The 19,399-nt window shown below is 60.6% G+C and carries 22 protein-coding genes; 6 read left to right on the top strand and 16 right to left on the bottom strand.

Translation table 11 applies throughout. From position 1 onward, the window contains the following. Nucleotides 1-61 precede the first annotated feature (61 nt). On the top strand, nucleotides 62-763 hold the full coding sequence (locus tag ACTZWY_RS05595; RefSeq protein WP_444789707.1) for a Hint domain-containing protein: 702 nt from the start codon (nucleotides 62-64) through the stop codon (nucleotides 761-763). On the opposite strand, the gene ACTZWY_RS05590 is transcribed toward ACTZWY_RS05595, so the two are convergent. From ACTZWY_RS05590 to ACTZWY_RS05565, 6 genes are all read right to left on the bottom strand, one after another. After that, complete coding sequence (locus ACTZWY_RS05590) at nucleotides 733-2,928, bottom strand: 3-hydroxyacyl-CoA dehydrogenase NAD-binding domain-containing protein (RefSeq protein WP_444789706.1); 2,196 nt, start codon at nucleotides 2,926-2,928, stop codon at nucleotides 733-735. The two genes, ACTZWY_RS05595 and ACTZWY_RS05590, sit on opposite strands and share 31 nt — an antisense overlap. Before the next feature lie 14 nt (nucleotides 2,929-2,942). Then, complete coding sequence (locus tag ACTZWY_RS05585) at nucleotides 2,943-4,154, bottom strand: acetyl-CoA C-acetyltransferase (RefSeq protein ID WP_444789705.1); 1,212 nt, start codon at nucleotides 4,152-4,154, stop codon at nucleotides 2,943-2,945. Nucleotides 4,155-4,490: 336 nt separating this feature from the next. Next, nucleotides 4,491-4,703, bottom strand: a complete 213-nt coding sequence (locus ACTZWY_RS05580) for a hypothetical protein (RefSeq protein ID WP_444789704.1) — start codon at nucleotides 4,701-4,703, stop codon at nucleotides 4,491-4,493. Between the two features lie 59 nt (nucleotides 4,704-4,762). Next, the gene (locus tag ACTZWY_RS05575; RefSeq protein ID WP_444789703.1) at nucleotides 4,763-6,538 is read right to left on the bottom strand and encodes an acyl-CoA dehydrogenase C-terminal domain-containing protein; all 1,776 of its coding nucleotides are present in this window, start codon (nucleotides 6,536-6,538) and stop codon (nucleotides 4,763-4,765) included. A 58-nt stretch (nucleotides 6,539-6,596) separates the two neighbouring features. Next, entirely contained in the window at nucleotides 6,597-6,995 is a 399-nt protein-coding gene (locus ACTZWY_RS05570; protein ID WP_444789702.1) for a MerR family transcriptional regulator, read from the bottom strand. A gap of 112 nt (nucleotides 6,996-7,107) precedes the next feature. Then, on the bottom strand, nucleotides 7,108-7,488 hold the full coding sequence (locus ACTZWY_RS05565; protein WP_444789701.1) for a MerR family transcriptional regulator: 381 nt from the start codon (nucleotides 7,486-7,488) through the stop codon (nucleotides 7,108-7,110). Nucleotides 7,489-7,589: 101 nt separating this feature from the next. Here ACTZWY_RS05565 and ACTZWY_RS05560 point away from each other — a divergent pair, with 101 nt between their 5' ends. The 3 genes from ACTZWY_RS05560 to ACTZWY_RS05550 are packed head-to-tail and all read left to right on the top strand — an operon-like array spanning nucleotide 7,590 to nucleotide 9,896. Next, complete coding sequence (locus ACTZWY_RS05560) at nucleotides 7,590-8,045, top strand: PaaI family thioesterase (RefSeq protein ID WP_444789700.1); 456 nt, start codon at nucleotides 7,590-7,592, stop codon at nucleotides 8,043-8,045. After that, on the top strand, nucleotides 8,042-8,560 hold the full coding sequence (locus ACTZWY_RS05555) for a PaaI family thioesterase (RefSeq protein ID WP_444789699.1): 519 nt from the start codon (nucleotides 8,042-8,044) through the stop codon (nucleotides 8,558-8,560). The genes ACTZWY_RS05560 and ACTZWY_RS05555 overlap by 4 nt, the downstream gene beginning before the upstream one ends. 1 nt (nucleotide 8,561) lies before the next feature. Beyond that, nucleotides 8,562-9,896, top strand: a complete 1,335-nt coding sequence (locus ACTZWY_RS05550) for an MATE family efflux transporter (RefSeq protein WP_444789698.1) — start codon at nucleotides 8,562-8,564, stop codon at nucleotides 9,894-9,896. Nucleotides 9,897-9,916: 20 nt separating this feature from the next. Here ACTZWY_RS05550 and ACTZWY_RS05545 read toward each other — a convergent pair whose 3' ends face one another. The 4 genes from ACTZWY_RS05545 to ACTZWY_RS05530 all read right to left on the bottom strand — a co-directional run bounded on the left by ACTZWY_RS05545 (nucleotide 9,917) and on the right by ACTZWY_RS05530 (nucleotide 12,352). Next, nucleotides 9,917-10,975 carry a quinone-dependent dihydroorotate dehydrogenase gene (locus tag ACTZWY_RS05545; RefSeq protein WP_444789697.1) on the bottom strand — a complete coding sequence of 353 codons (1,059 nt, stop codon included), beginning with the start codon at nucleotides 10,973-10,975 and terminating at the stop codon, nucleotides 9,917-9,919. Beyond that, nucleotides 10,972-11,310: a DUF952 domain-containing protein gene (locus ACTZWY_RS05540; RefSeq protein ID WP_444789696.1), complete on the bottom strand. Its 339-nt coding sequence runs from the start codon at nucleotides 11,308-11,310 to the stop codon at nucleotides 10,972-10,974. The genes ACTZWY_RS05545 and ACTZWY_RS05540 overlap by 4 nt, the downstream gene beginning before the upstream one ends. A 39-nt stretch (nucleotides 11,311-11,349) precedes the next feature. Beyond that, a complete protein-coding gene (locus ACTZWY_RS05535; RefSeq protein WP_444789695.1) occupies nucleotides 11,350-11,805 on the bottom strand; it encodes an Lrp/AsnC family transcriptional regulator in 456 nt (151 codons plus the stop codon). Between the two features lie 88 nt (nucleotides 11,806-11,893). Next, nucleotides 11,894-12,352, bottom strand: a complete 459-nt coding sequence (locus ACTZWY_RS05530; protein ID WP_444789694.1) for an Lrp/AsnC family transcriptional regulator — start codon at nucleotides 12,350-12,352, stop codon at nucleotides 11,894-11,896. A gap of 131 nt (nucleotides 12,353-12,483) precedes the next feature. Here ACTZWY_RS05530 and ilvC point away from each other — a divergent pair, with 131 nt between their 5' ends. Further along, a complete protein-coding gene (gene ilvC / locus ACTZWY_RS05525; RefSeq protein WP_444789693.1) occupies nucleotides 12,484-13,506 on the top strand; it encodes a ketol-acid reductoisomerase in 1,023 nt (340 codons plus the stop codon). 56 nt (nucleotides 13,507-13,562) lie between these two features. On the opposite strand, the gene ACTZWY_RS05520 is transcribed toward ilvC, so the two are convergent. Then, complete coding sequence (locus tag ACTZWY_RS05520; RefSeq protein WP_444789692.1) at nucleotides 13,563-14,039, bottom strand: hypothetical protein; 477 nt, start codon at nucleotides 14,037-14,039, stop codon at nucleotides 13,563-13,565. A gap of 216 nt (nucleotides 14,040-14,255) precedes the next feature. Here ACTZWY_RS05520 and ACTZWY_RS05515 point away from each other — a divergent pair, with 216 nt between their 5' ends. Continuing rightward, nucleotides 14,256-15,161 (top strand): DMT family transporter, encoded by a 906-nt coding sequence (locus ACTZWY_RS05515; RefSeq protein WP_444789691.1) that lies wholly within the window; start codon nucleotides 14,256-14,258, stop codon nucleotides 15,159-15,161. Between the two features lie 55 nt (nucleotides 15,162-15,216). Here ACTZWY_RS05515 and ACTZWY_RS05510 read toward each other — a convergent pair whose 3' ends face one another. From ACTZWY_RS05510 to ACTZWY_RS05490, 5 genes are all read right to left on the bottom strand, one after another. Beyond that, the gene (locus ACTZWY_RS05510) at nucleotides 15,217-16,035 is read right to left on the bottom strand and encodes an SPOR domain-containing protein (protein ID WP_444789690.1); all 819 of its coding nucleotides are present in this window, start codon (nucleotides 16,033-16,035) and stop codon (nucleotides 15,217-15,219) included. A 76-nt stretch (nucleotides 16,036-16,111) separates the two neighbouring features. After that, nucleotides 16,112-16,747 (bottom strand): uracil phosphoribosyltransferase, encoded by a 636-nt coding sequence (gene upp / locus ACTZWY_RS05505; RefSeq protein WP_444789689.1) that lies wholly within the window; start codon nucleotides 16,745-16,747, stop codon nucleotides 16,112-16,114. Next, entirely contained in the window at nucleotides 16,729-17,721 is a 993-nt protein-coding gene (locus ACTZWY_RS05500) for an adenosine deaminase (RefSeq protein WP_444789774.1), read from the bottom strand. Before ACTZWY_RS05500 ends, upp begins: the two co-directional genes overlap by 19 nt. Nucleotides 17,722-17,786: 65 nt before the next feature. Next, entirely contained in the window at nucleotides 17,787-18,989 is a 1,203-nt protein-coding gene (locus ACTZWY_RS05495) for a phosphopentomutase (RefSeq protein ID WP_444789688.1), read from the bottom strand. Next, entirely contained in the window at nucleotides 18,989-19,381 is a 393-nt protein-coding gene (locus ACTZWY_RS05490) for a cytidine deaminase (RefSeq protein WP_444789687.1), read from the bottom strand. The genes ACTZWY_RS05495 and ACTZWY_RS05490 overlap by 1 nt, the downstream gene beginning before the upstream one ends. Between the last annotated feature and the right edge of the window lie 18 nt (nucleotides 19,382-19,399).

Below are 19,399 nucleotides of genomic sequence, written 5' to 3'. Positions count from 1 at the left end.
GTTTAGTCGAGCATGGACCAAGATGGACGACAGCCCTTGGCCGACGCAAAGAGGAGTCGACATGCTGAATTCAACACCCTCCCATTCTGCTTATATCGGCAGCCTGTCAGCTTGCGCGCCCGCCATCGCTGCGGCCATGCACAAGGACGCCGGATTGTATGATGTCGCCCTGCGCGAAGACGGGTTACTGCCCGGCACGCTGATCGGCACGCAATCGGGCTGGCGCGGTGTCGAAACCATCCTGCCCGGCGATCTGGTTCTGACATTCGACAACGGAATGCAACGGGTTGAAGCCAACCATAGGGTCACAATCGCGCAGGCCAGCTTGCCCGCGCATAAAGGCTTTACGATGGCGGTGCCAGCGGGGGTTCTGGGCAACCGCAAACAAATATCCTTACTGCCCTGTCAGGAAGTCATCGTTGAATCCGACATGGCGGAAATTGACTTCGGCGAACCTTTTGTCCTGATCCAGGCCCTGATGCTGGAAGGGTATAGCGGCATTCATCGGGTGCCGATAGCGGGTGACCTGACGATCCACATGCTTACATTCGCGTCCGAACAGGTCATTCACTGCGCCGGTGCCACGCTTGTCAGCGCGCGGGCCGAAAGCGACTTTTCGCCGCTGCATGCGGCGGCGGCGGTGGGGGTGCTGGACACCCCGCGCCTAAGCTTGCGGCAGTTGCAAAAGGTGGCGCGCGCCCTGAAACAGGACACGCGTGCCGACACTTCCACTCACGCAGCAGCAGACGCGCGGCTGGCATAAAAACTGCGCCCCGCTTCTGCCATCTTGCGCAACATATCGGGGGCGGTGAACCGCGCCCCGAAACGCGCTTGCAGATCGTCGCACACAGACACCGCGAATTCCGCGCCCAGCATGTCCAACCAAGAAAACGGGCCGCCGGACCATGGCGCGAACCCCCAGCCCAGAATTGCGCCCACATCCCCTTCGCGGATATCTTCCAGCACGCCATCTTCCAGCGCGCGCACTGCTTCCAGTGCTTGGGCGAACATCAGGCGGTGCTGCACTTCGATGACATCGGGCTGATCGTCCGATTGCGGGAATTTGTCTGCGATCCCCTGCCACAGACCCTGACGCTTGCCCTTATCGTCATAGGTATAGAAACCGGCGGCGGATTTGCGCCCCAACCGGCCCTGTTCGACCATCCAGAACACCACCTCATCAACATCGCCATCGGCATAATCAGCGCCCATGGCCGCGCGCGTGGCCCTGGCAATTTTCGCCCCCAAATCAAGCGATGTTTCATCGACCAGCTGCAGCGGGCCCAAAGGCATGCCCATCAGCTTGGCCGCATTTTCCACCAGCGCAGGCGCAACCCCTTCGCGCACCATGCGCATGCCTTCATTCAGGTAGGGAATGATGCAGCGATTGGCATAGAAAAACCGCGCATCATTCACAACGATCGGGGTTTTGCGGATCTGGCGCACGAAATCCAGCGCCTTGGCCACAGCGCGGTCACCGGTTTCACGGCCCTTGATGATTTCGACCAACAGCATCTTGTCGACCGGACTGAAGAAATGGATACCAATGAACTGGCCGGGCCGCGCGCTGGCCTTCGCCAGATCAGAAATCGGCAGGGTCGATGTGTTGGTGGCAAAAATCGCGTCACCTGGCAGCACGGATTCCGCTTTGGCGGTCACTTCCGCCTTCACTTTGGGGTCTTCAAACACGGCCTCGATCACCAGATCGCAGCCCGTCAGCGCTGCGTAATCCGTGGTCGGTGTAATGCGCCCCAGCACGTCGGCCTTCTTGCCCTCAGTGACCTTGCCGCGCTTCATGCCCTTGTCCAGCACATTTGCGGCATAGCCTTTGCCCTTCTCCGCCGCTGCCTGCTGCGCATCAATCAGCACCACCTCAATGCCGGCATTGGCCGCGACATAGGCAATGCCCGCGCCCATCATGCCCGCGCCCAGAACCCCCAGCTTGCGCACCTTCTCATCCGCGACCTTGGGGCGGTTCGCGCCTTTTTCCAGCGCTTCCTTGTTGATGAACAGCGACCGGATCATGGCAGTTGAACTGGGGTTCATCAGCACATGGACAAACCAGCGCGCTTCAATTTTCAGCGCTGTATCGAATGGCACCTGCGCCCCTTCATACACCGCCGACAACAACGCCTTGGCCGCCGGATACACCCCTTGGGTCTTGCCATTCACCATGGCTGACGCCCCCACGAATGTCATGAACCCGGCCGGATGATAGGGCGCGCCGCCGGGCATTTTATAACCCTTGGTGTCCCATGGTTTGACAAGATCGGCGTCTTTTGCGCCCAGCACCCAGTCCTTCGCACGCGTCATCAATTCCGATGCGGGGACCACCTCATCAATCAACCCCGCCGATTTGGCTCTCGAGGGGTCCGACAGCTTGCCTTCCAGCAAGAAGGGCGCCGCCCCCATCGCACCCAGCTTGCGCGCCAGCCGCGTGGTGCCACCTGCACCGGGGAAAATACCCACCATGATTTCCGGCAGGCCGATCTTGGCCCTGGGGTTATCGGCCGCAATGATACGGTGACACGCCAGCGGAATTTCCAGACCAATGCCCAGCGCGGTGCCCGGCAAGGCCGCCACAATGGGCTTGCCCCCCTTCAGGGTCTTGGCATCCATGCCCGCGCGTTCAATCTTGCGCAGGCACCGATGCAAGGACATTATGCCATCAAACAGGCCCTTTTCCGGCTGATCGCCCGCCATATCCTTCATTTTGGCAATCACGTTCAGGTCCATCCCGCCCGCAAAATCCCCCTTCCCAGAGGTGATGATCACCCCCTTGACGGCATCATCGCCAATCGCATTGTCGATATGTGCCTCCAACTCGGCCAGCCCCTCAAGGGACAAGACATTCATGGATTTGCCCTGAATGTCCCAAGTGATGATCGCAACGCCGTCAGCATCTACGGAATAGATAAAATCGGTCATGTTCCTTGCCCCCCTTACACGCGTTCAATGATCGTGGCCGCACCCATGCCCGACGCCACACATAGCGTTGCAAGGCCCGTGCCCTTGCCCGTGCGTTCCAACTCATCCAGCAGCGTGCCGATAATCATCGCCCCCGTCGCGCCCAACGGATGGCCCATCGCAATTGCGCCGCCGTTGACATTGACACGCTCGCTGCCCACACCAAATGCCTGCATGAAGCGCAGGACGACTGCGGCAAAAGCCTCGTTGACCTCAAACAGGTCGATATCGGCAATCTGCATGCCAGCCTCGCGCAGGATTTTTTCAGTCACCGGAACCGGGCCAGTCAGCATGATGGTGGGATCGGTGCCAATCTTGGCCGTGGCACGAATGCGCGCGCGGGGTTTCAGGCCGTATTTCTGGCCAAATTCCTTGTTGCCGATCAAAACACCCGCCGCCCCGTCTACTATGCCCGATGAATTGCCCGCATGGTGAATATGCTCAATGCGTTCCAGATGCGGGTATTTCATCAAGGCCACCTTGTCGAAGCCCGGCATCACCTCGCCCATGTCCTTGAACGCAGGCTTCAGGGCCGACAGGCTGGCCATATCCGTGGCGGGGCGCATGTATTCGTCGCGGTCCAGAATGGTCAGCCCGTTGATATCGGTGACCGGCACGACCGAATGCGCGAAGCGCCCGTCCGCCCACGCAGCGGCAGCCCGTTTCTGGCTTTCAACGGCCAGTTCATCCGCCATCTGGCGGCTGAATCCGTATTGGGTGGCAATGATATCGGCCGCAATGCCTTGGGGCACAAAATACCGCTCCATCGCTACAGACGGGTCCACAGCCACGGCCGCCCCGTCCGACCCCATGGCGACGCGGCTCATCATCTCGACCCCGCCAGCCACATAGGCCATGCCCGCCCCGCCGCGCACCTGATTGGCGGCAATATTCACCGCCTCCATGCCGGACGCGCAGAAACGGTTGATTGCCAGCCCCGGCACCTGTTCATCAAAATCCGATGCAAGGATTGCCGTGCGCGCAAGACACCCCCCCTGCTCGCCCACCTGCGTGACATTGCCCCAGATCAGATCCTCAATCGCGCGCGTGTCCAGATCGTTGCGGGATTTCAGATGGTTCAGAACCAAAGCCGACAAACGCACGGCGGTCACTTCATGCAGGCTGCCATCAGCGCGCCCTTTGCCCCTTGGCGTGCGGATCGTATCATAGATATATGCGTCGCTCATGCGTTCCTCCGTAATCTGTTGTCATTAGCGTATGTCGTAAAACCTGCGGCCGGAACATCGCACCGGTTCTGCCACAGGTCTTGCGCGACGCAGCCGGCCTGTCGCTTCGGCGGCTGCATATTTGAGTATTTTTTGCAAGATGAAGACCTGCAGCGCTCAGACTTTGTTAACCTTGATGAGGCATCCTTGGTGTTGCGGTACAGGCTGGAGAGCCGATGACCGCGCAAGGTGAAGCCGCCCCGTTCTGATGATGCCACAAGCGGAGGGACGGGGCGCATCAACTGACCTTCGTTTTCATCTTGCTACAAATACTCTCGCCGAAGGCGCCTTTTTCGGTCATCTTTTGCGATCCTCAAGTTCCGAATTGAACATCCGCAGCCGGTGGCCAAGATTTTCGGCATGTGTCACAGACTCGAAATTTTCGAACAGGAACGACAGCGCTTCTCCTTCTTCCAGTCCGGCGTCCTGTGCGAAACGGCGCAAACGACGGTATCCGTCTTCGGTCATGGCCATGTTGAACCTGCGGGTCAGGCGAAAGCGTTTGGGCATGGATCCTCCTGCAAGGGCAAGGGGGCACCGCCGGGCGGGCGATGCCGCAGTTGTATGGTCTAGAACTGCTCGGGGCCAAGCGCCATCATCGCGTCAGAGCCGCTTCGAATACGCGCAAGGTGGAACGCTGTAGCGGGCAGGTGGCGGGTCATGTAGTAACGCGCTGTTATCAGTTTCGCATTCAGAAACGCCTGATCCGTGGCGCCCGCATCCAATGCGCCAAGCGCGGCTTTCGCCATTTGCGCCCAGACCAGACCAAGGCACACATGCCCGAAAAGATGCATGAAATCATTGGATCCGGCAAGCGCGTCATTGGGGTTTTTCATACCGTTTTCCATGAAATACAGCGCTGCCGCCTGCAAATCCTTGGAGGCGGATTTCAACGGCGTGACATATTCCTCCAGGCGGTCATCGCCTGCATTTTGCTTGATGAAATCCTTGACCAAAGCGAAGAACGCCATCACATGTTTGCCGCCATCCTGGGCCAGTTTGCGGCCCACCAGGTCCAGCGCCTGAATGCCGTTCGCCCCTTCATAGATCATGGCGATCCGTGCATCGCGCGCGAACTGGGACACGCCCCATTCTTCGATATAGCCATGCCCGCCATACACTTGCTGGGCCTGAATGCACATATCAAAGCCCTTGTCGGTCAGAAAGCCCTTGATCACCGGCGTCAGCAGCGAGATCAGGCCATCGGCCTGCGCATCCTTCATGCGGTGGGCGCGGTCAATCTGGTTTGCCCCCCACATGGTGAAGGCGCGTGCCCCTTCGACAAAGCTTTTCTGATCCATCAGCATGCGGCGCACATCAGGGTGCACGATCAGCGGATCGGCGGGACCATCGGGGTTTTTGGTGCCTGTCACATCGCGCCCTTGCAGGCGGTCAATCGCATAGGCACGCGCATTCTGATAGGCGATTTCAGCCTGCGCATACCCTTGCAACCCCACGCCAAGGCGCGCTTCATTCATCATGGTGAACATGGCGCGCATGCCCTTATGCAGATCGCCCACCAGATATCCGGTCGCGCCGTCGTAGTTCATGACGCAAGTGGCATTCCCGTGAATGCCCATCTTTTCTTCGATCTTGCCCACGGAAACGGCATTGGGCGCAGCAAGGCTGCCATCATCATTCACCATGATCTTGGGCACGATGAACAGTGAAATCCCTTTGGTCCCGTCCCCGCCGCCCGGTGCCTTGGCCAGCACAAGGTGGATGATGTTTTCCGCCATGTCATGATCCCCGGCGGAAATAAATATCTTCTGGCCGGTAATCTTGTAGCTGCCATCCTCCTGTGGGGTGGCCCTGGTGCGGATCAGGCCCAGATCGGTGCCGCAATGGGGTTCGGTCAGGTTCATGGTGCCTGTCCAGTCAAGGCTGATCATCCTGGGCAGGAAACGCGCCTTCTGTTCATCTGAGCCATGCGCGATGATTGCGGAAATCGCGCCATGTGTCAGGCCCTGATACATGTTGAACGCCATATTCGCGGCCGAGAAGATTTCCCCCACTGCCGATTGCAGCACATAGGGCAGGTTCTGCCCACCGTAGTCTTCCGGCAGGTCCAGCCCGTTCCAGCCACCGGCCTTGACCTGCGCGAACGCGTCCTTGAACCCGTCAGGCGTGCGCACCACGCCGTTTTCCAGCCGGCACCCTTGCTGGTCGCCCACAGCGTTGAGGGGGGCCATGGCCCCTTCGGCAAGTTTCGCGGCCTCGTCCAGAATGGCGGATGTGAAGTCCTGATCCAGATCGGCATAACCCGGAATTTCAGAGGCACTGATCTTGAGCAGATCATGCAACACAAAATTCAGGTCTTTGGTCGGTGCTGTGTAGCTGGGCATGTCATTCTCTCCCTGGTGTCGTCGGTGCTGCATATGCGCGGATGTGCAGCTTTGCAGGTTATTCAGCGGCTGCAGGTTTGTCGGCCTGGCGCAGGACATTTTCGCCCCAGGACAATTCCTTCTTCAGCTCTATGATGGCTTCGGTCAGTTCGTCGCGCTGGCGTTCCATGTCTGCCAGACGGTCCCGCGCGATTTCATAGGTTTTGCGCAACTGCTTCAATTCGCTGTCGTCGCGGTCATACATGTTCAGAAGCTGGCGGATTTCTTCAAGGCTGAACCCAAAGCGTTTGCCCCGCAAAATCAGCTTCAGACGGGCCTGGTCGCGGCGTGTAAACAGCCGGTGTTGCCCGTCGCGGCGGGGCCAAAGCAGTTCTTTTGCTTCATAGAAACGCAAAGTGCGTGGTGTCACACCGAACGCATCGCACATCTGCCGGATCGTCTTGACATCTTGCGACATGGCTTCCCCCCTTTCGAAAAAATGCACACCAACTGGCGCGCCGCCTTGGGGGTAACATATGCATGTTGACGTGAAGGTAAAGTTAAACGCCACGTCAGAATTCAAACTTACGTCACGTCCTTTGATCCGCCAAAAGCGCGGCAGCATCTTCGCGCAGTTTGTGAAGGTCATCTATTGTGCGATCAAGTTCCGCTGACTGGTTTTTCAACGCAACAAGTTGGCGATCAGCCATGTCCAGCCACGCCGAAAGCTGCCTGTGCGTGCCGGAGTGTTCGTAAATTTCAAGCCACTGGCGGATTTCTTCAAGGCTGAACCCGAAACGCCGCCCACGCATGATCAAGGTCATGCGCGCCACCTCGCGCGGGGTGTAGAACCTGTTGCGCCCCTCTTTTTCGGGGGACAGCAATTCAATATATTCATAATACCGCAAGGTGCGCGGCGTCACATCGAACTTCACGCACATCTGTTTGAACCCAAGCCTGTCGCCGGACAAAATACATGCCTCCCTGTCTTCTGTGCGATATGCTACGCCCTGCGTGCCGATGATGCAATTCCCGCCCGCGCTATTGCCATTTGCACCGGTTCAGGCACAGAATGAACGCCACACCAAAGCCCGAGGTTCCCATGCCCCCCCTAGACCCGCAAAGTTTTATCAATGCCCTGCCCTTCGCGCGCGCGCTGGGAATGCAGCTTGAAGCACTGGACGCGGGCGAGGCGCGCATTTCAATGGACTGGGACGCCCGGTTTGTGGGGGACCCTGCAACCGGCGTCATCCATGGCGGGGCAGTTTCTGCATTGATGGACACATGCGGCGGGGCGGCAGTGCTGTCTTATCCGGGGGCGACAAACACCGCCACCATTGACCTGCGCATCGATTATATGCGCGCGGCCACCCCCGGTCAGCGCATTACCGCGCGGGCCGTGTGCTACCATGTTACGCGCAATGTGGCCTTCGTGCGGGCCACGGCCCATGATGACGACGCGCAAAACCCGGTCGCCACGGCCACAGGGGCCTTCACATTCGACCATGCGCAAAAGGTGCCGGAATGAAACAGCCCGAACCCGTTCAACAGGTCAAATACCGGCGCGATACAGCCTTGCAAACGCTGGTGGGCGCCATTCCCTATGCACAATTCCTTGGCATACAGTTTGAACGCCATGGCGACGAACTGACAGCGGTCTTGCCCTTCGATGAAACCCATATCGGCAATCCCATCCTGCCCGCCCTGCATGGCGGGGCCATCGCATCCTTTATGGAAGTAACGGCGATTGTGGAACTGAGCTGGGCCATGCTGTGGGAAGACCTTGAATCCGGCAGGTTAAACGCCGAAAGCATGGCCCTTGATATGCCACGCCTGCCAAAGACAATAGATTTCACCATCGATTATCTGCGGACCGGCCTGCCGCGCGATGCCTATGCGCGCGCGCGGGTCAACCGGTCCGGGCGGCGCTATGCCAGTGTCCATGTGGAAGCCTGGCAGGACAACCGCGCGCGGCTGTTTGCGCAAGCGACCGGGCATTTCCTGATGCCGCAACCGCCCCTGCCCCCGTCCGGCGGGCGCTGACATGACCGACGCCATGCGCGCGGCGCAGCCGGTGACCAACAGGCGCGTTTTGCGGATTGCTTTGCCCATTGTGCTGGCCAATATCTCGGTGCCGTTGCTGGGCGCAGTGGATACGGGCGTGGTGGGCCAGATGGGTGCGGCCGCCCCGATTGGTGCTGTGGGGCTGGGCGCTGTCATTCTGGCGTCAATCTACTGGGTTTTCGGGTTTTTGCGCATGGGCACCACCGGACTGGTTGCGCAAGCCAGCGGGGCGGGCGATCTGGCCGAAAGCGGCGCGGTTCTGACGCGCGGGGTTATGCTGGGGCTGGCTGCCGGTGTGGTGATGGTCACAGCGCAAGCGCTGATCATGGCCGCAGCCTTTCGCATAGCGCCCGCCAGCGACACGGTTGAGGCCCTGGCGCGCGAGTATCTGACAATCCGCATCTGGGGGGCACCGGCGACAATCGCGCTTTATGCTGTCAATGGCTGGCTGATTGGCACCGAACGCACGCGGTCCGTGCTGATTTTACAATTGTGGATGAACGGGCTGAATATCGCGCTGGATCTGTGGTTCGTTCTGGGGCTTGACTGGGGGGTGCAAGGGGTGGCCATTGCCACCTTGATTGCCGAAACCACATCGCTGGCGCTTGGCCTATACCTGTGTCGTGCGGCATTTTCGGGCGCGCAATGGCGCGACTGGGCACGGGTGTTTGACCGCGCCCGCCTGCATCGCATGTGGTCGGTCAATTCCGACATCATGCTGCGCACCATCGCATTGCAAGGCGCGATGACAGGGTTCATGTTCGTGTCGGCGGGGTTTGGCGATGTGGAACTGGCGGCAAATCAGGTGTTGTGGCAATTTCTGATGGTCACGGCCTTTGCGCTGGACGGGTTTGCCTTCGCTGCCGAAGCGCTGGTGGGCCATGCGGTGGGGGCGCGGTCGTTGGCGGCCGTGCGGCAGGCGGCACTGCGCGCGTCCGTCTGGGCAGTGGGGGCGGCGCTGGTCATGGCGTTGGGGTTTTGGGCAGTTGGCCCGTTTGCAATTGATCTGATGGCCAAGGATGCAGGTGTTCAGGCGGCGGCGCGCGAATTCCTGCCTTATGTAGTTGCGCTATGTGTGCTGGGGGTCGGGGCCTATATGCTGGACGGTGTGTTCATTGGGGCCACTGGCACGCGCGACATGCGCAATACTGTCGCCCTGGCCGTGGCGATTTACGCAGCCATAATCTGGTGGTCTGTGCCAATCTGGGGCAATCATGCGCTGTGGGGGGCGTTGATGGTGCTCAACGTCTTGCGCGGGGTGTTGCTGGCCGCACTATACCCAAGGCTGGAACGGCGTCTGAACGCAGCTTTTTGAGTATTTTTGGCAAGATGAAGTCACAGCCATTTGTCCCGGTCACGGCCCACAGCCTGCGCGACATTGTCCAGTCCGTCGCGTTCCAGCAACTCGGCCAGACCCTGATTGATGCGCGCCACCAGCGACAGCCCCTCATAGACTAGCGCCGAATAGAGTTGCACCGCCGAGGCCCCTGCCCTGATTTTCGCATAGGCCTGTTGCGCCGAGGACACCCCGCCCACGCCGATCAGGGGCACAGCGCCCCCGGTCAGATGGGACAAGCGCGCCAGAACGCGCGTGGATTTTTCAAATAGCGGTGCCCCCGACAGCCCCCCCGTTTCCTGTGCCTGTGGACTGGTCAGCCCCTCGCGCGACAGGGTGGTGTTGGTGGCGATGATGGCATCTATGCGCGCGGCCAGCGCCACATCCGCGATTTCGGCGAGGTCCGTGTCTGACAGGTCGGGGGCGATTTTCAGGAAAACCGGGATCGGGCGCGCAAGCTCCTGTCTGGCGGACATCACCCCCGCCAGCAGGGCCGCCAGCGCTGTTGCACCCTGCAAATCCCGCAACCGTTCGGTATTGGGCGAGGAGACATTCACAGTTGCGAAATCAATATAGGCGCCTGTCATGCGCAACACTTGCGCAAAATCGCCTGCCCGGTCGCTGCTGTCCTTGTTGGCGCCCAGATTCAGCCCCAGAACCATACCCGCAGGCCGCTGCGCCAGCCGCGCTGCAATGGCCTGCGCGCCGTCATTGTTGAAGCCGAACCTGTTGATCACTGCAAGGTCCTGCGTCAGGCGAAACAGGCGCGGGCGCGCATTGCCCTGTTGCGGGCGCGGGGTTGCAGCGCCCACTTCCACAAAGCCGAAACCCGCGCGCGCCAGCCCCGCAAGCGCAGTCGCGTTCTTGTCAAACCCCGCGGCCAGCCCCACCGGGTTGGGCAGATCCAGCCCGGCAACCCGTGTTTGCAACCTGTCCGACACGATTGCGCGCGGCAGGGGCACAAGCCCTGATTGCAACGCCTTGATGGCCAGCCCATGGGCGGTTTCAGGGTCGAGACTGCGCAATACCCCAAGGCCCAGATTTTCAAGAACACTCATACCAGCCCTTCCGGAAAGATGTGCCCGGCAGCCCCCAGCGGCAGCGAGGTGTCCCAAAGCACGTCTTCGCTGTGCAAGGGCCGGTACAGATGCGGAAACAGATCCCCCCCGCGCGAGGGTTCCCATTTCAGCGCCGCGCCCAGATCAGCGGCATTGACCGCGATCAAGACAAGATCGCTTTCCTGGGCGAAATGCTTGGCAGCTGTCGCCATGACCTGCGCGGCGGTGGAGAAATGGATGTAACCATCGGCCAGATCAACAGGCGCACCATCTGTTCGCCCGCTGGCAACCATTGCGTCCCATTCGGGGCGGCGGAATATCTTGTAAATCAGCATGACGCGGTCTTGCCCAATACGCGCGCCAAGGTCAATTCCCTACAAGGGCCCTGCGAGGCGTTCTTCGCTTAACAACACATTTGCGTCCACTGCGCCAATGCCCGGCAAGGTCATGATACGACGGCGCAAAATGCGTTCAAAATCTGCCAGATCGCGCGCAACCACGCGCAGGCGGTAATCATAAAGACCCAGCACATGCTGGACAGTCTGCACTTCGGGGATGGCCGATACGGCGCGTTCAAAATCCGCAAGGCTGACGCGGCCCTTGGCGGCAAGGCTGATTCCCAAAAACACTGTGACCCCGAAGCCCAGCGCGGCCACGTCCAGATCCAGACGCTGGCGCGCAATCGCGCCGCCATCGCGCAGGCGTTTGAGCCTGCGCCATGCGGCAGGCTGGCTGAGCCCCAGCTTGCGCCCCAGCGCGCCCGCGCTTTGGGTGCTGTCCTGCGCGAGTGCGCGCAACAGGGCGCGGTCGGTATCGTCGAAGTCAATCATGGCGCTGTGCGGGGGGCGCGGAAAGGGGCGCTGCCCCTCTGGGGCCTGCGGCCCCATTCACCCCGGAGTATTTGCGGCAAGATGAAAATCATATCGGCAGGCTTTCTTCGGATTTGATGTCGGACAGATGCATCAATGCCTCCAGGTCGGAAATATGCGGCAGGGTCAGGATACGGTCGCGGTAGATTTGCTGGTAATGCGCCATGTCACGCGCAATGACATTCAGGCGCACATCAACGCGGCCAAGAAAGCTTTGGATCTCAAGCACCTCGGGGACATGACGCGCGGCGGCCACGAATTCGTCAAAGGCGCGCGGGTTGGTTTTGTCAAGCGTGATGCGCAAGCTGACTTCGACCTGCCAGCCAAGGGCGCGCCAGTTGATCACAGATTGTTGCCCGCGCAAAATGCCTACAGTGCGCAACTTGTCCAGCCTGCGCCAACAGGTGGCTTCAGTCATGCCCGCGCGCGCGGCCAGGTCGGCGGTGCTGGCATCGGGGGCGGCCATAAGGTGGCGCAACAGGCGGCGGTCGCTGTCATCGATACGCATGATTATTTCATAATTTCCATATTCATGAATGATACTTATCGGATTTCGGAAATATACGCGAGATATGAAACGCAATTTGTTCGAAAAACAGTATGATCTGGCGCAGAAGCACATCTAACGGAGGAAGTATCATGCGCGTCTATTATGATCGCGATTGCGATGTGAACCTGATCAAGGACAAGAAAGTAGCCATTCTGGGCTATGGCAGCCAGGGCCATGCCCATGCGCTAAACCTGCGCGATTCGGGCGCAAAGAATGTTGTCGTCGCCCTGCGCGAAGGGTCCAGCAGTGCCAAGAAATGCGAAGCCGAAGGGCTGAAGGTCATGGGCATCGCGGAAGCGGCCGCATGGTGCGATGTGATCATGTTCACCATGCCAGATGAGCTGCAGGCCGAAACCTACAAGAAATATGTGCATGACAATCTGCGCGAAGGGGCCGCGATTGCCTTTGCCCACGGGTTGAACGTGCATTTCGGCCTGATCGAGGCGAAACCGGGTGTCGATGTCATCATGATGGCGCCCAAAGGCCCCGGCCACACGGTGCGCGGCGAATACACCAAAGGCGGTGGTGTGCCCTGTCTGGTGGCGGTGCATCAGGACGCAACCGGCAAGGCAATGGAAATCGGTCTGTCCTATTGCAGCGCCATTGGTGGCGGGCGTTCGGGGATCATTGAAACCAATTTCCGTCAGGAATGCGAAACCGACCTGTTCGGGGAACAGGCCGTGCTGTGCGGTGGTCTGGTCGAGCTGATCCGCATGGGGTTCGAGACACTGGTGGAAGCGGGCTATGAGCCGGAAATGGCCTATTTCGAGTGCTTGCATGAAGTGAAGCTGATTGTTGATCTGATCTATGAAGGCGGGATTGCCAACATGAACTATTCGATCAGCAACACTGCCGAATATGGCGAATATGTCAGCGGGCCGCGCATTCTGCCTTATGAAGAAACCAAGGCACGGATGAAGGCCGTTCTGACCGACATTCAGCAAGGCAAATTCGTCCGCGACTTCATGGCGGAAAATGCCGTGGGCCAGCCCTTCTTCAAGGCCACACGGCGCATCAATGACGAACACCAGATTGAACAGGTGGGCGCGAAACTGCGCGCGATGATGCCCTGGATCGGCGCGTCCAAGATGGTTGACAAAGAGCGCAACTAACAAGGGTTGCGCAACCGCGCGCCCCCTTCCTTTCGAGGGAGGGGGCGCGCCCTGTATCAGCTGCGCGCGCTGGTATACAGGTCAAACATGGTTTGCGCCGTGGGCATGCCTTCGGGACGCTGCAGACCGCGTGTCGCGAGTTCTTCTTCGATGATATGGTAATAATCGATGCGCTGCAGGGCCTGTGACCATTGTTGTGCGGCCAGATGCGACATGAACTGATCATGCCGTGTCTGAACAGACCCAAGAAGCTGCGTGTCGGTCTGTGCGGCAAAAGTGGCCGTCCAGCTTGCCACTTGCGCCTCATCCAAGCGCTGGATCATGTAGCGCGCAACCGGGTCTTCTGCCAGCATGTCCTGCAAACTGCTTTGCGTCGCATTGGCCAGCGTGGCGCTGCCCTCGCTGACCTGCGTGACGAAAAACGCGCCCAATCCTATCGCTGCGGCAGACAGCACAACCCAATCCACAGAAACGGCACCGGCTTCGCAAACAAGGAAAATGCGCAGGCGGTTTGGTCGGGGGCATCTTGGCATTGCTGGGGTTCCCGCTGGCTGTGTGGCGCTGTGTCTGTGTCGCATTGGCAGTGCACCATGACATAACGGGGTTGGTGGGGCCAAAAAGGGTCATTATTGCGGCTTACGCTTGTTTTCTGCGCACGATTCGTCATTTTGCGGGTTGGTGGACATCAGCGCCTCCACGATGCATTACTGCACATATTCACAAACCTGCCGCCCCAAGGAACCATTCCAATGCCAAGCAATCCGACCTTGTCAAACTGGGTGTCCCTGATCACCCTTGGCCTGATCTGGGGCGCGTCCTTTTTGGGAATTGCCGTTGCGCTGGAAGGGTTTGCGCCGCTTTGGGTGGCGGCGGGGCGCATTGTCATTGGCGCGCTGACACTGACCGGGGTTGCGGTCATGATGGGAATAAAACTGCCCATGCGGGCAGGCATCTGGGGCTTTGCTGCCGCGATGGGCGTGTTTTCAACTGCGCTGCCGTTCTTCTTGCTAAGCTGGTCGCAGCAACATGTCACGTCCGGCTTTGCCGGAATCAGCATGGCGGCGATTCCGCTGTTCGTTCTGGGGTTTGCGCATTTTCTGGTTCCGGGCGACCGGCTGACCAATGCCAAGGCGGGCGGTTTCATGCTGGGCCTGTTGGGTGTGGGCGTGCTGATCGGGCCGGGGGTTCTGGCGATGACAGGGTCGGAACTGGAAACATTGGCGCGGCTGGGGTGCCTGGCGGCGTCGTTAAGCTATGCGATCGGGTCCATTGTCACGCGCCGCTGCCCCGAGGTGCACCCGATGGCCTTCGGGGTGCTGGCGCTGTGGATGGCAAGTGTCCTGATGGTGCCTGCCGCATTGTGGCACGAAGGGGTGCCCGCCCTGCCCGCTGCGCGCCCGCTGCTGGCGCTGCTGTTTTTGGGACTGTTGCCCACGGGGCTGGCGACCTTGTTGAAAATCAGTATCATCCGCAGCGCGGGGCCGGGTTTTCTGGCGCAGGTGAATTACCATGTGCCGGTCTGGTCGGTGCTGTTGGGGGTGATGATCCTGTCCGAGGACCTTTCGCCGCGCATCCTGCTGGCTTTGGGCATTATCATTTCGGGGCTTCTGGTCAGTCGAAGCAAGGTTCTTCAGCGCAAGCCCGCCATGGAATAGACTGTGGGGCGATGATACCCCCCCCTTTCAAACAGTTTACGTTACAAATCATATGCTAGCGGCGAAAGAACGCATCCCGAAAGCCCATGCGCCGCGCAATGTCCAACGCCTGATGTGCCTGCGCGGCGTCAGCAAACGGGCCAATGGTGACCACATTCAAACCTGACGCGACATGAATGCCAGCAGGCAAACCCCGCGCAAGAAGGCGCGCACGCAGGCGCGTGGCATTGTCGGGAACCCGGAAGCTGCCAACCTGAACATGGGTGCCAATGTTGCGGGTGTGTTGCGGCGCGGCTGCAGGGGGGGGCATGATGGTGTTGCGCGGCAATGCGATGGGGCCGCGATGGCCTGCATTCGGCCCCAGTCCTTCGGGAAACTGGTCTATACTTGACACACAAATCACCATCAGCCGCGCATCACTGGTGCGCACCACCTGCCCGAAAGGCGCATTTTGCGGGCAATCAGGGTGACGGCCTGACGCATCGGCATGGCGTGGTGCGGGGGGGCGCGGCGTGTGGCGGCGGGCCGACACGGTGGCGCGCGCAGGTTCCTTGCCGCCTGCCACAGGGGCCGGGCGCGACACCGAGCCCACGGGCTGCGGCACGGGTTGGACCGCTGGTTCGCGCACTTCAGCGCGAATGCTGGGCGTTCCGTCACATACAGGCTGCCTGTCCGCCCCGTAGCGCGGAACCCATGTCACTTCCCCCCCGAATGTGGAGCGCAAGAACACACAGCCGCGACTGTCGGTGAATTCGCGCGCGTCATACCCTGCTGGCGGCAATTCCGCCGGTGTTGTGCCATTGGTCTGGCCAGACGCCGTGGTGGTCATAAGGATGGCTAAAAAGCTTGAAAGTGCAAATGATCTGACAGACATGAAACCCCCGCTTCAGCACGTTGACCATGCCCTTTAACAGTTTTGAAAGTAAACCCGATTCGCGCCCGCGCATGGCTTATGATGTGCCGAAAATCCGGTCACCCGCATCCCCTAGTCCCGGAACGATATATCCGCGCTCATTCAGGCATTCATCCAGCGCGGCGGTGACAATGCGCACACCCGGGTGCGCGCGCGCCATGCACGCCACCCCTTCGGGCGCGGCCAGCAGGCATTGAAACACAATGTCCGTGGCCCCCGCCCCCTTCAGCAGGTCAATCGCCGCCGCTGCCGAATGGCCCGTGGCCAGCATCGGATCAACCACAATCACGCGCCGGCCAGCCAGTTCGGGCGGCAGTTTGCAGTAATACTGCACCGGGCGCAGCGTCGCTTCGTCCCGGTACAGCCCGATATACCCCACCCGCGCCGTGGGCAGCACTTCCAGCATGCCATCCAGCAACCCGTTTCCGGCCCGCAAAATGGACACCAGAACCGGATCAGGGCAATCCAGAACCGGGGCCTGCATTTCGGCCACAGGGGTGGTGATGGTCTGCAACCGAAGCGGCAGGTCGCGCGTCACCTCATAGGCCAGAAACTGGCTGATTTCACGCAGCAAGCTGCGAAAATCCCGGCTGGACAGGGTCTTTTCGCGCATCATCGACAATTTATGCACAACAAGCGGGTGCTCGATGATGGTCAGGTCGGGGTGGGACATGTTTCCTCCAGTCGCTTCTGTAACAGCTTGCGCGCAGGCGCATCAACAAAGGCCGCATCAAGCGCTGTATGCGCCATCCGGGCAAACTCGGACCCACCCCAGCCAAAACACCGGGCAAGCCCTTCATATTCGCGCGTCATCGTGGTGCCGAAAAAGGGCGGGTCATCCGTGGACACAGTGACCTTTACGCCTGCATCGCACAGTTTTGCAACCGGGTGATCGTGCAAACGCGCATAAACGCCCAGCGCGACATTGGACCCCGGACAGGTTTCCAGCACCACGCCGCTTTCCGCCAGAGATGCGACCAGCGACGCATCTTCAATGGCGCGCACCCCATGCCCAAGGCGCGTCACGCGCAAATCGCGCAATGTCGCGCGTATCGCGTCTGGCCCCTGCCATTCCCCCGCATGTGCAGTCAGCCCAAGCCCCGCTTCGCGCGCGGCATCGAAGGGCCAGACGAAATCCTGCGGGCGGAACATCGTTTCATTGCCCGCCAGACCGAACCCAGTGACGAATTGGCCTGCGGTTTCCTGCGCGCAAATGGCGATCTTGCGCGCCTGTTCGGGGCCAAGATGGCGAATGCAGGTCACAACCCCACGCATGACAATTCCCCACCGCGCCTGTGCGGTTTCGGCCGCGGCTTCAATCGCGGCCAGATGGTCGCGCCATGCAATCCCATCGCCCCCGCCGCAAAAATCGGGTGACAAGAAAGCTTCGGTATAAATGACGCCCTGCGCTGCGGCGTGTTCCAGAACGCATAATGTCAGATCATGAAAATCCTGCGGCCCCGTCAAGGCGCTACTGACCGCGTCATAGGTCGACAGGAACCCGTCAAACCCGGTCCAGCGATACTGCCCCTGATCATCGAACACGCCCGCAATATCAACCTTCCTGCGCTTTGCAAGGTCACGGATGAACGCCGGCGGCGCGGCCCCTTCAAGATGCAGATGCAATTCCAGCTTCGGGAATTGCACAAGTTCGTCACGGTCCATCATGGCAGGTTCGTCGCGGTCCATCATGGCAGGTTCGTCGCGGTCCCTCATGGCAGAAAACTCCGGCCCGGGCCTTGGGCTGGCACGCCCAGATGTGCGGCAATGCTGGCGGCAACATCCGCGAAAGCGCACTGCCCGATCTGCCCCGCGCCATACCCCGCCACCAGAACGGGCACCCGTTCGCGGGTGTGGTCCGTGCCCGGCGCAGTGGGGTCATTGCCGTGATCAGCGGTGATGACCAGCATATCGCCTTGGCGCAGCCGCGCCAGCGCTTGCGCGGCAATCTTGTCGAAACGTTCCAGCGCACGGGCATATCCCGATACATCGCGCGTATGACCATAAAGCGTGTCAAATTCCACGAAGTTGCAAAATGTCAAAGATCCGTCCCCCGTGTCCGCCAGCAAGCGCAGGAAATGATCGAACAGCGCGCCATCCCCTTGCCCTTTATGCTGATGCGTTATCCCTTGTCCCGAAAATATGTCACTGATCTTGCCCACAGCATGGACCTGTCCGCCCGCGCCCTGCACCCAGTCGCACAGGGTTGGTGCGGGGGGGGGCATCGCAAAATCGCGCCGGTTGGGCGTGCGCGTGAACCCTGCGGCTTCCGACCCCGCGAAGGGCCGCGCGATCACACGCCCCACGCGCATGGCATGCAGCAGCGGTGCCAGATCGGCGCATAGCTTGTGCAAGCGCGCCAGTCCAAACGCATCTTCATGCGCTGCGATCTGCAGCACGGAATCCGCCGATGTGTAGCAGATCGGCCAGCCCGTGCGCAGGTGCTGCGCGCCCAGATCCCGCACAATCGGAATGCCCGCTGCATGGCAATTGCCCAAGATTCCGTCCGTGCCCGCCAGCGCGCAAATCTGCGCGACCAGATCAGGCGGAAACGCGGGAACCTGCCGTGGGAAATAGGTCCAGTCCCATGGCACGGGCACCCCTGCCAGTTCCCAATGCCCCGACGGCGTGTCCTTGCCGCGCGATGTTTCGGTGGCAGCCCCCCACAGCCCCGACGGGGGGGCCGCCAGTCCCGGTGTCGCCATCCCGGAGGCCAGCCGCACTGCCGCCCCCAGCCCCAGCGCGTCCAGCACCGGCACTTGCAGCGGCCCGCTGCGCCCGTCCTGCGCCTGCCCCTGTGCGCAGGCGGCAATAACATGGCCCAGGGTATTGGCCCCCTCGTCCCCGAAATCAGCAGCGTCAGGGGCACCCCCGCAACCCACCGAATCCAGCACAACCAGAAACGCGCGCGCCATCAGGATTTGTCCATATGCGACGCCCCGAAGGCACCGGGCAACAATTCCGCCACTGTCATGGTCACCTGAAGGCCGGACACAGTTGCCATGACCACCCGCGTCTGTGCTGTTGCAAATTCGGCAATTTTCTGGCGGCACCCCCCGCAGGGCGGCACAGGCGCGGCGCTGTCGGCCACAACCGTGATTTCCAAAATTTCGCGCGCGCCCCCGGCGACCATGGCCGAAATGGCCCCCGCCTCTGCACAGACCCCTTCGGGATAGGCCGCGTTTTCGACATTGCACCCGACAAACACTTGTCCATCAGGGCAGCGCAACGCCGCGCCCACCCTGAACCCCGAATAAGGCGCATAGGCCAATTCACGCACCTTGCGCGCTTCAAGCAATAGCGTCATAGGCCCCCTTGATACGTT

Origin of the sequence: Roseinatronobacter sp. NSM, from assembly GCF_052379845.1 — a bacterium.
In the GTDB taxonomy this organism is placed as follows: Bacteria; Pseudomonadota; Alphaproteobacteria; order Rhodobacterales; family Rhodobacteraceae; genus Roseinatronobacter.
This window is presented reverse-complemented; position numbering and strand designations above follow the sequence as displayed.

Coding starts and splice junctions, on each gene's coding strand:
- ACTZWY_RS05560 (WP_444789700.1), top strand. CDS start 7,590: ATGAACGCCACACCAAAGCCCGAGGTTCCCATGCCCCCCCTAGACCCG.
- ACTZWY_RS05575 (WP_444789703.1), bottom strand. CDS start 6,538: ATGCCCAGCTACACAGCACCGACCAAAGACCTGAATTTTGTGTTGCAT.
- ilvC (WP_444789693.1), top strand. CDS start 12,484: ATGCGCGTCTATTATGATCGCGATTGCGATGTGAACCTGATCAAGGAC.
- ACTZWY_RS05570 (WP_444789702.1), bottom strand. CDS start 6,995: ATGTCGCAAGATGTCAAGACGATCCGGCAGATGTGCGATGCGTTCGGT.
- ACTZWY_RS05580 (WP_444789704.1), bottom strand. CDS start 4,703: ATGCCCAAACGCTTTCGCCTGACCCGCAGGTTCAACATGGCCATGACC.
- ACTZWY_RS05510 (WP_444789690.1), bottom strand. CDS start 16,035: ATGTCTGTCAGATCATTTGCACTTTCAAGCTTTTTAGCCATCCTTATG.
- upp (WP_444789689.1), bottom strand. CDS start 16,747: ATGTCCCACCCCGACCTGACCATCATCGAGCACCCGCTTGTTGTGCAT.
- ACTZWY_RS05550 (WP_444789698.1), top strand. CDS start 8,562: ATGACCGACGCCATGCGCGCGGCGCAGCCGGTGACCAACAGGCGCGTT.
- ACTZWY_RS05515 (WP_444789691.1), top strand. CDS start 14,256: ATGCCAAGCAATCCGACCTTGTCAAACTGGGTGTCCCTGATCACCCTT.
- ACTZWY_RS05535 (WP_444789695.1), bottom strand. CDS start 11,805: ATGATTGACTTCGACGATACCGACCGCGCCCTGTTGCGCGCACTCGCG.
- ACTZWY_RS05520 (WP_444789692.1), bottom strand. CDS start 14,039: ATGCCAAGATGCCCCCGACCAAACCGCCTGCGCATTTTCCTTGTTTGC.
- ACTZWY_RS05530 (WP_444789694.1), bottom strand. CDS start 12,352: ATGCGTATCGATGACAGCGACCGCCGCCTGTTGCGCCACCTTATGGCC.
- ACTZWY_RS05545 (WP_444789697.1), bottom strand. CDS start 10,975: ATGAGTGTTCTTGAAAATCTGGGCCTTGGGGTATTGCGCAGTCTCGAC.
- ACTZWY_RS05540 (WP_444789696.1), bottom strand. CDS start 11,310: ATGCTGATTTACAAGATATTCCGCCGCCCCGAATGGGACGCAATGGTT.
- ACTZWY_RS05590 (WP_444789706.1), bottom strand. CDS start 2,928: ATGACCGATTTTATCTATTCCGTAGATGCTGACGGCGTTGCGATCATC.
- ACTZWY_RS05495 (WP_444789688.1), bottom strand. CDS start 18,989: ATGGCGCGCGCGTTTCTGGTTGTGCTGGATTCGGTGGGTTGCGGGGGT.
- ACTZWY_RS05595 (WP_444789707.1), top strand. CDS start 62: ATGCTGAATTCAACACCCTCCCATTCTGCTTATATCGGCAGCCTGTCA.
- ACTZWY_RS05555 (WP_444789699.1), top strand. CDS start 8,042: ATGAAACAGCCCGAACCCGTTCAACAGGTCAAATACCGGCGCGATACA.
- ACTZWY_RS05585 (WP_444789705.1), bottom strand. CDS start 4,154: ATGAGCGACGCATATATCTATGATACGATCCGCACGCCAAGGGGCAAA.
- ACTZWY_RS05490 (WP_444789687.1), bottom strand. CDS start 19,381: ATGACGCTATTGCTTGAAGCGCGCAAGGTGCGTGAATTGGCCTATGCG.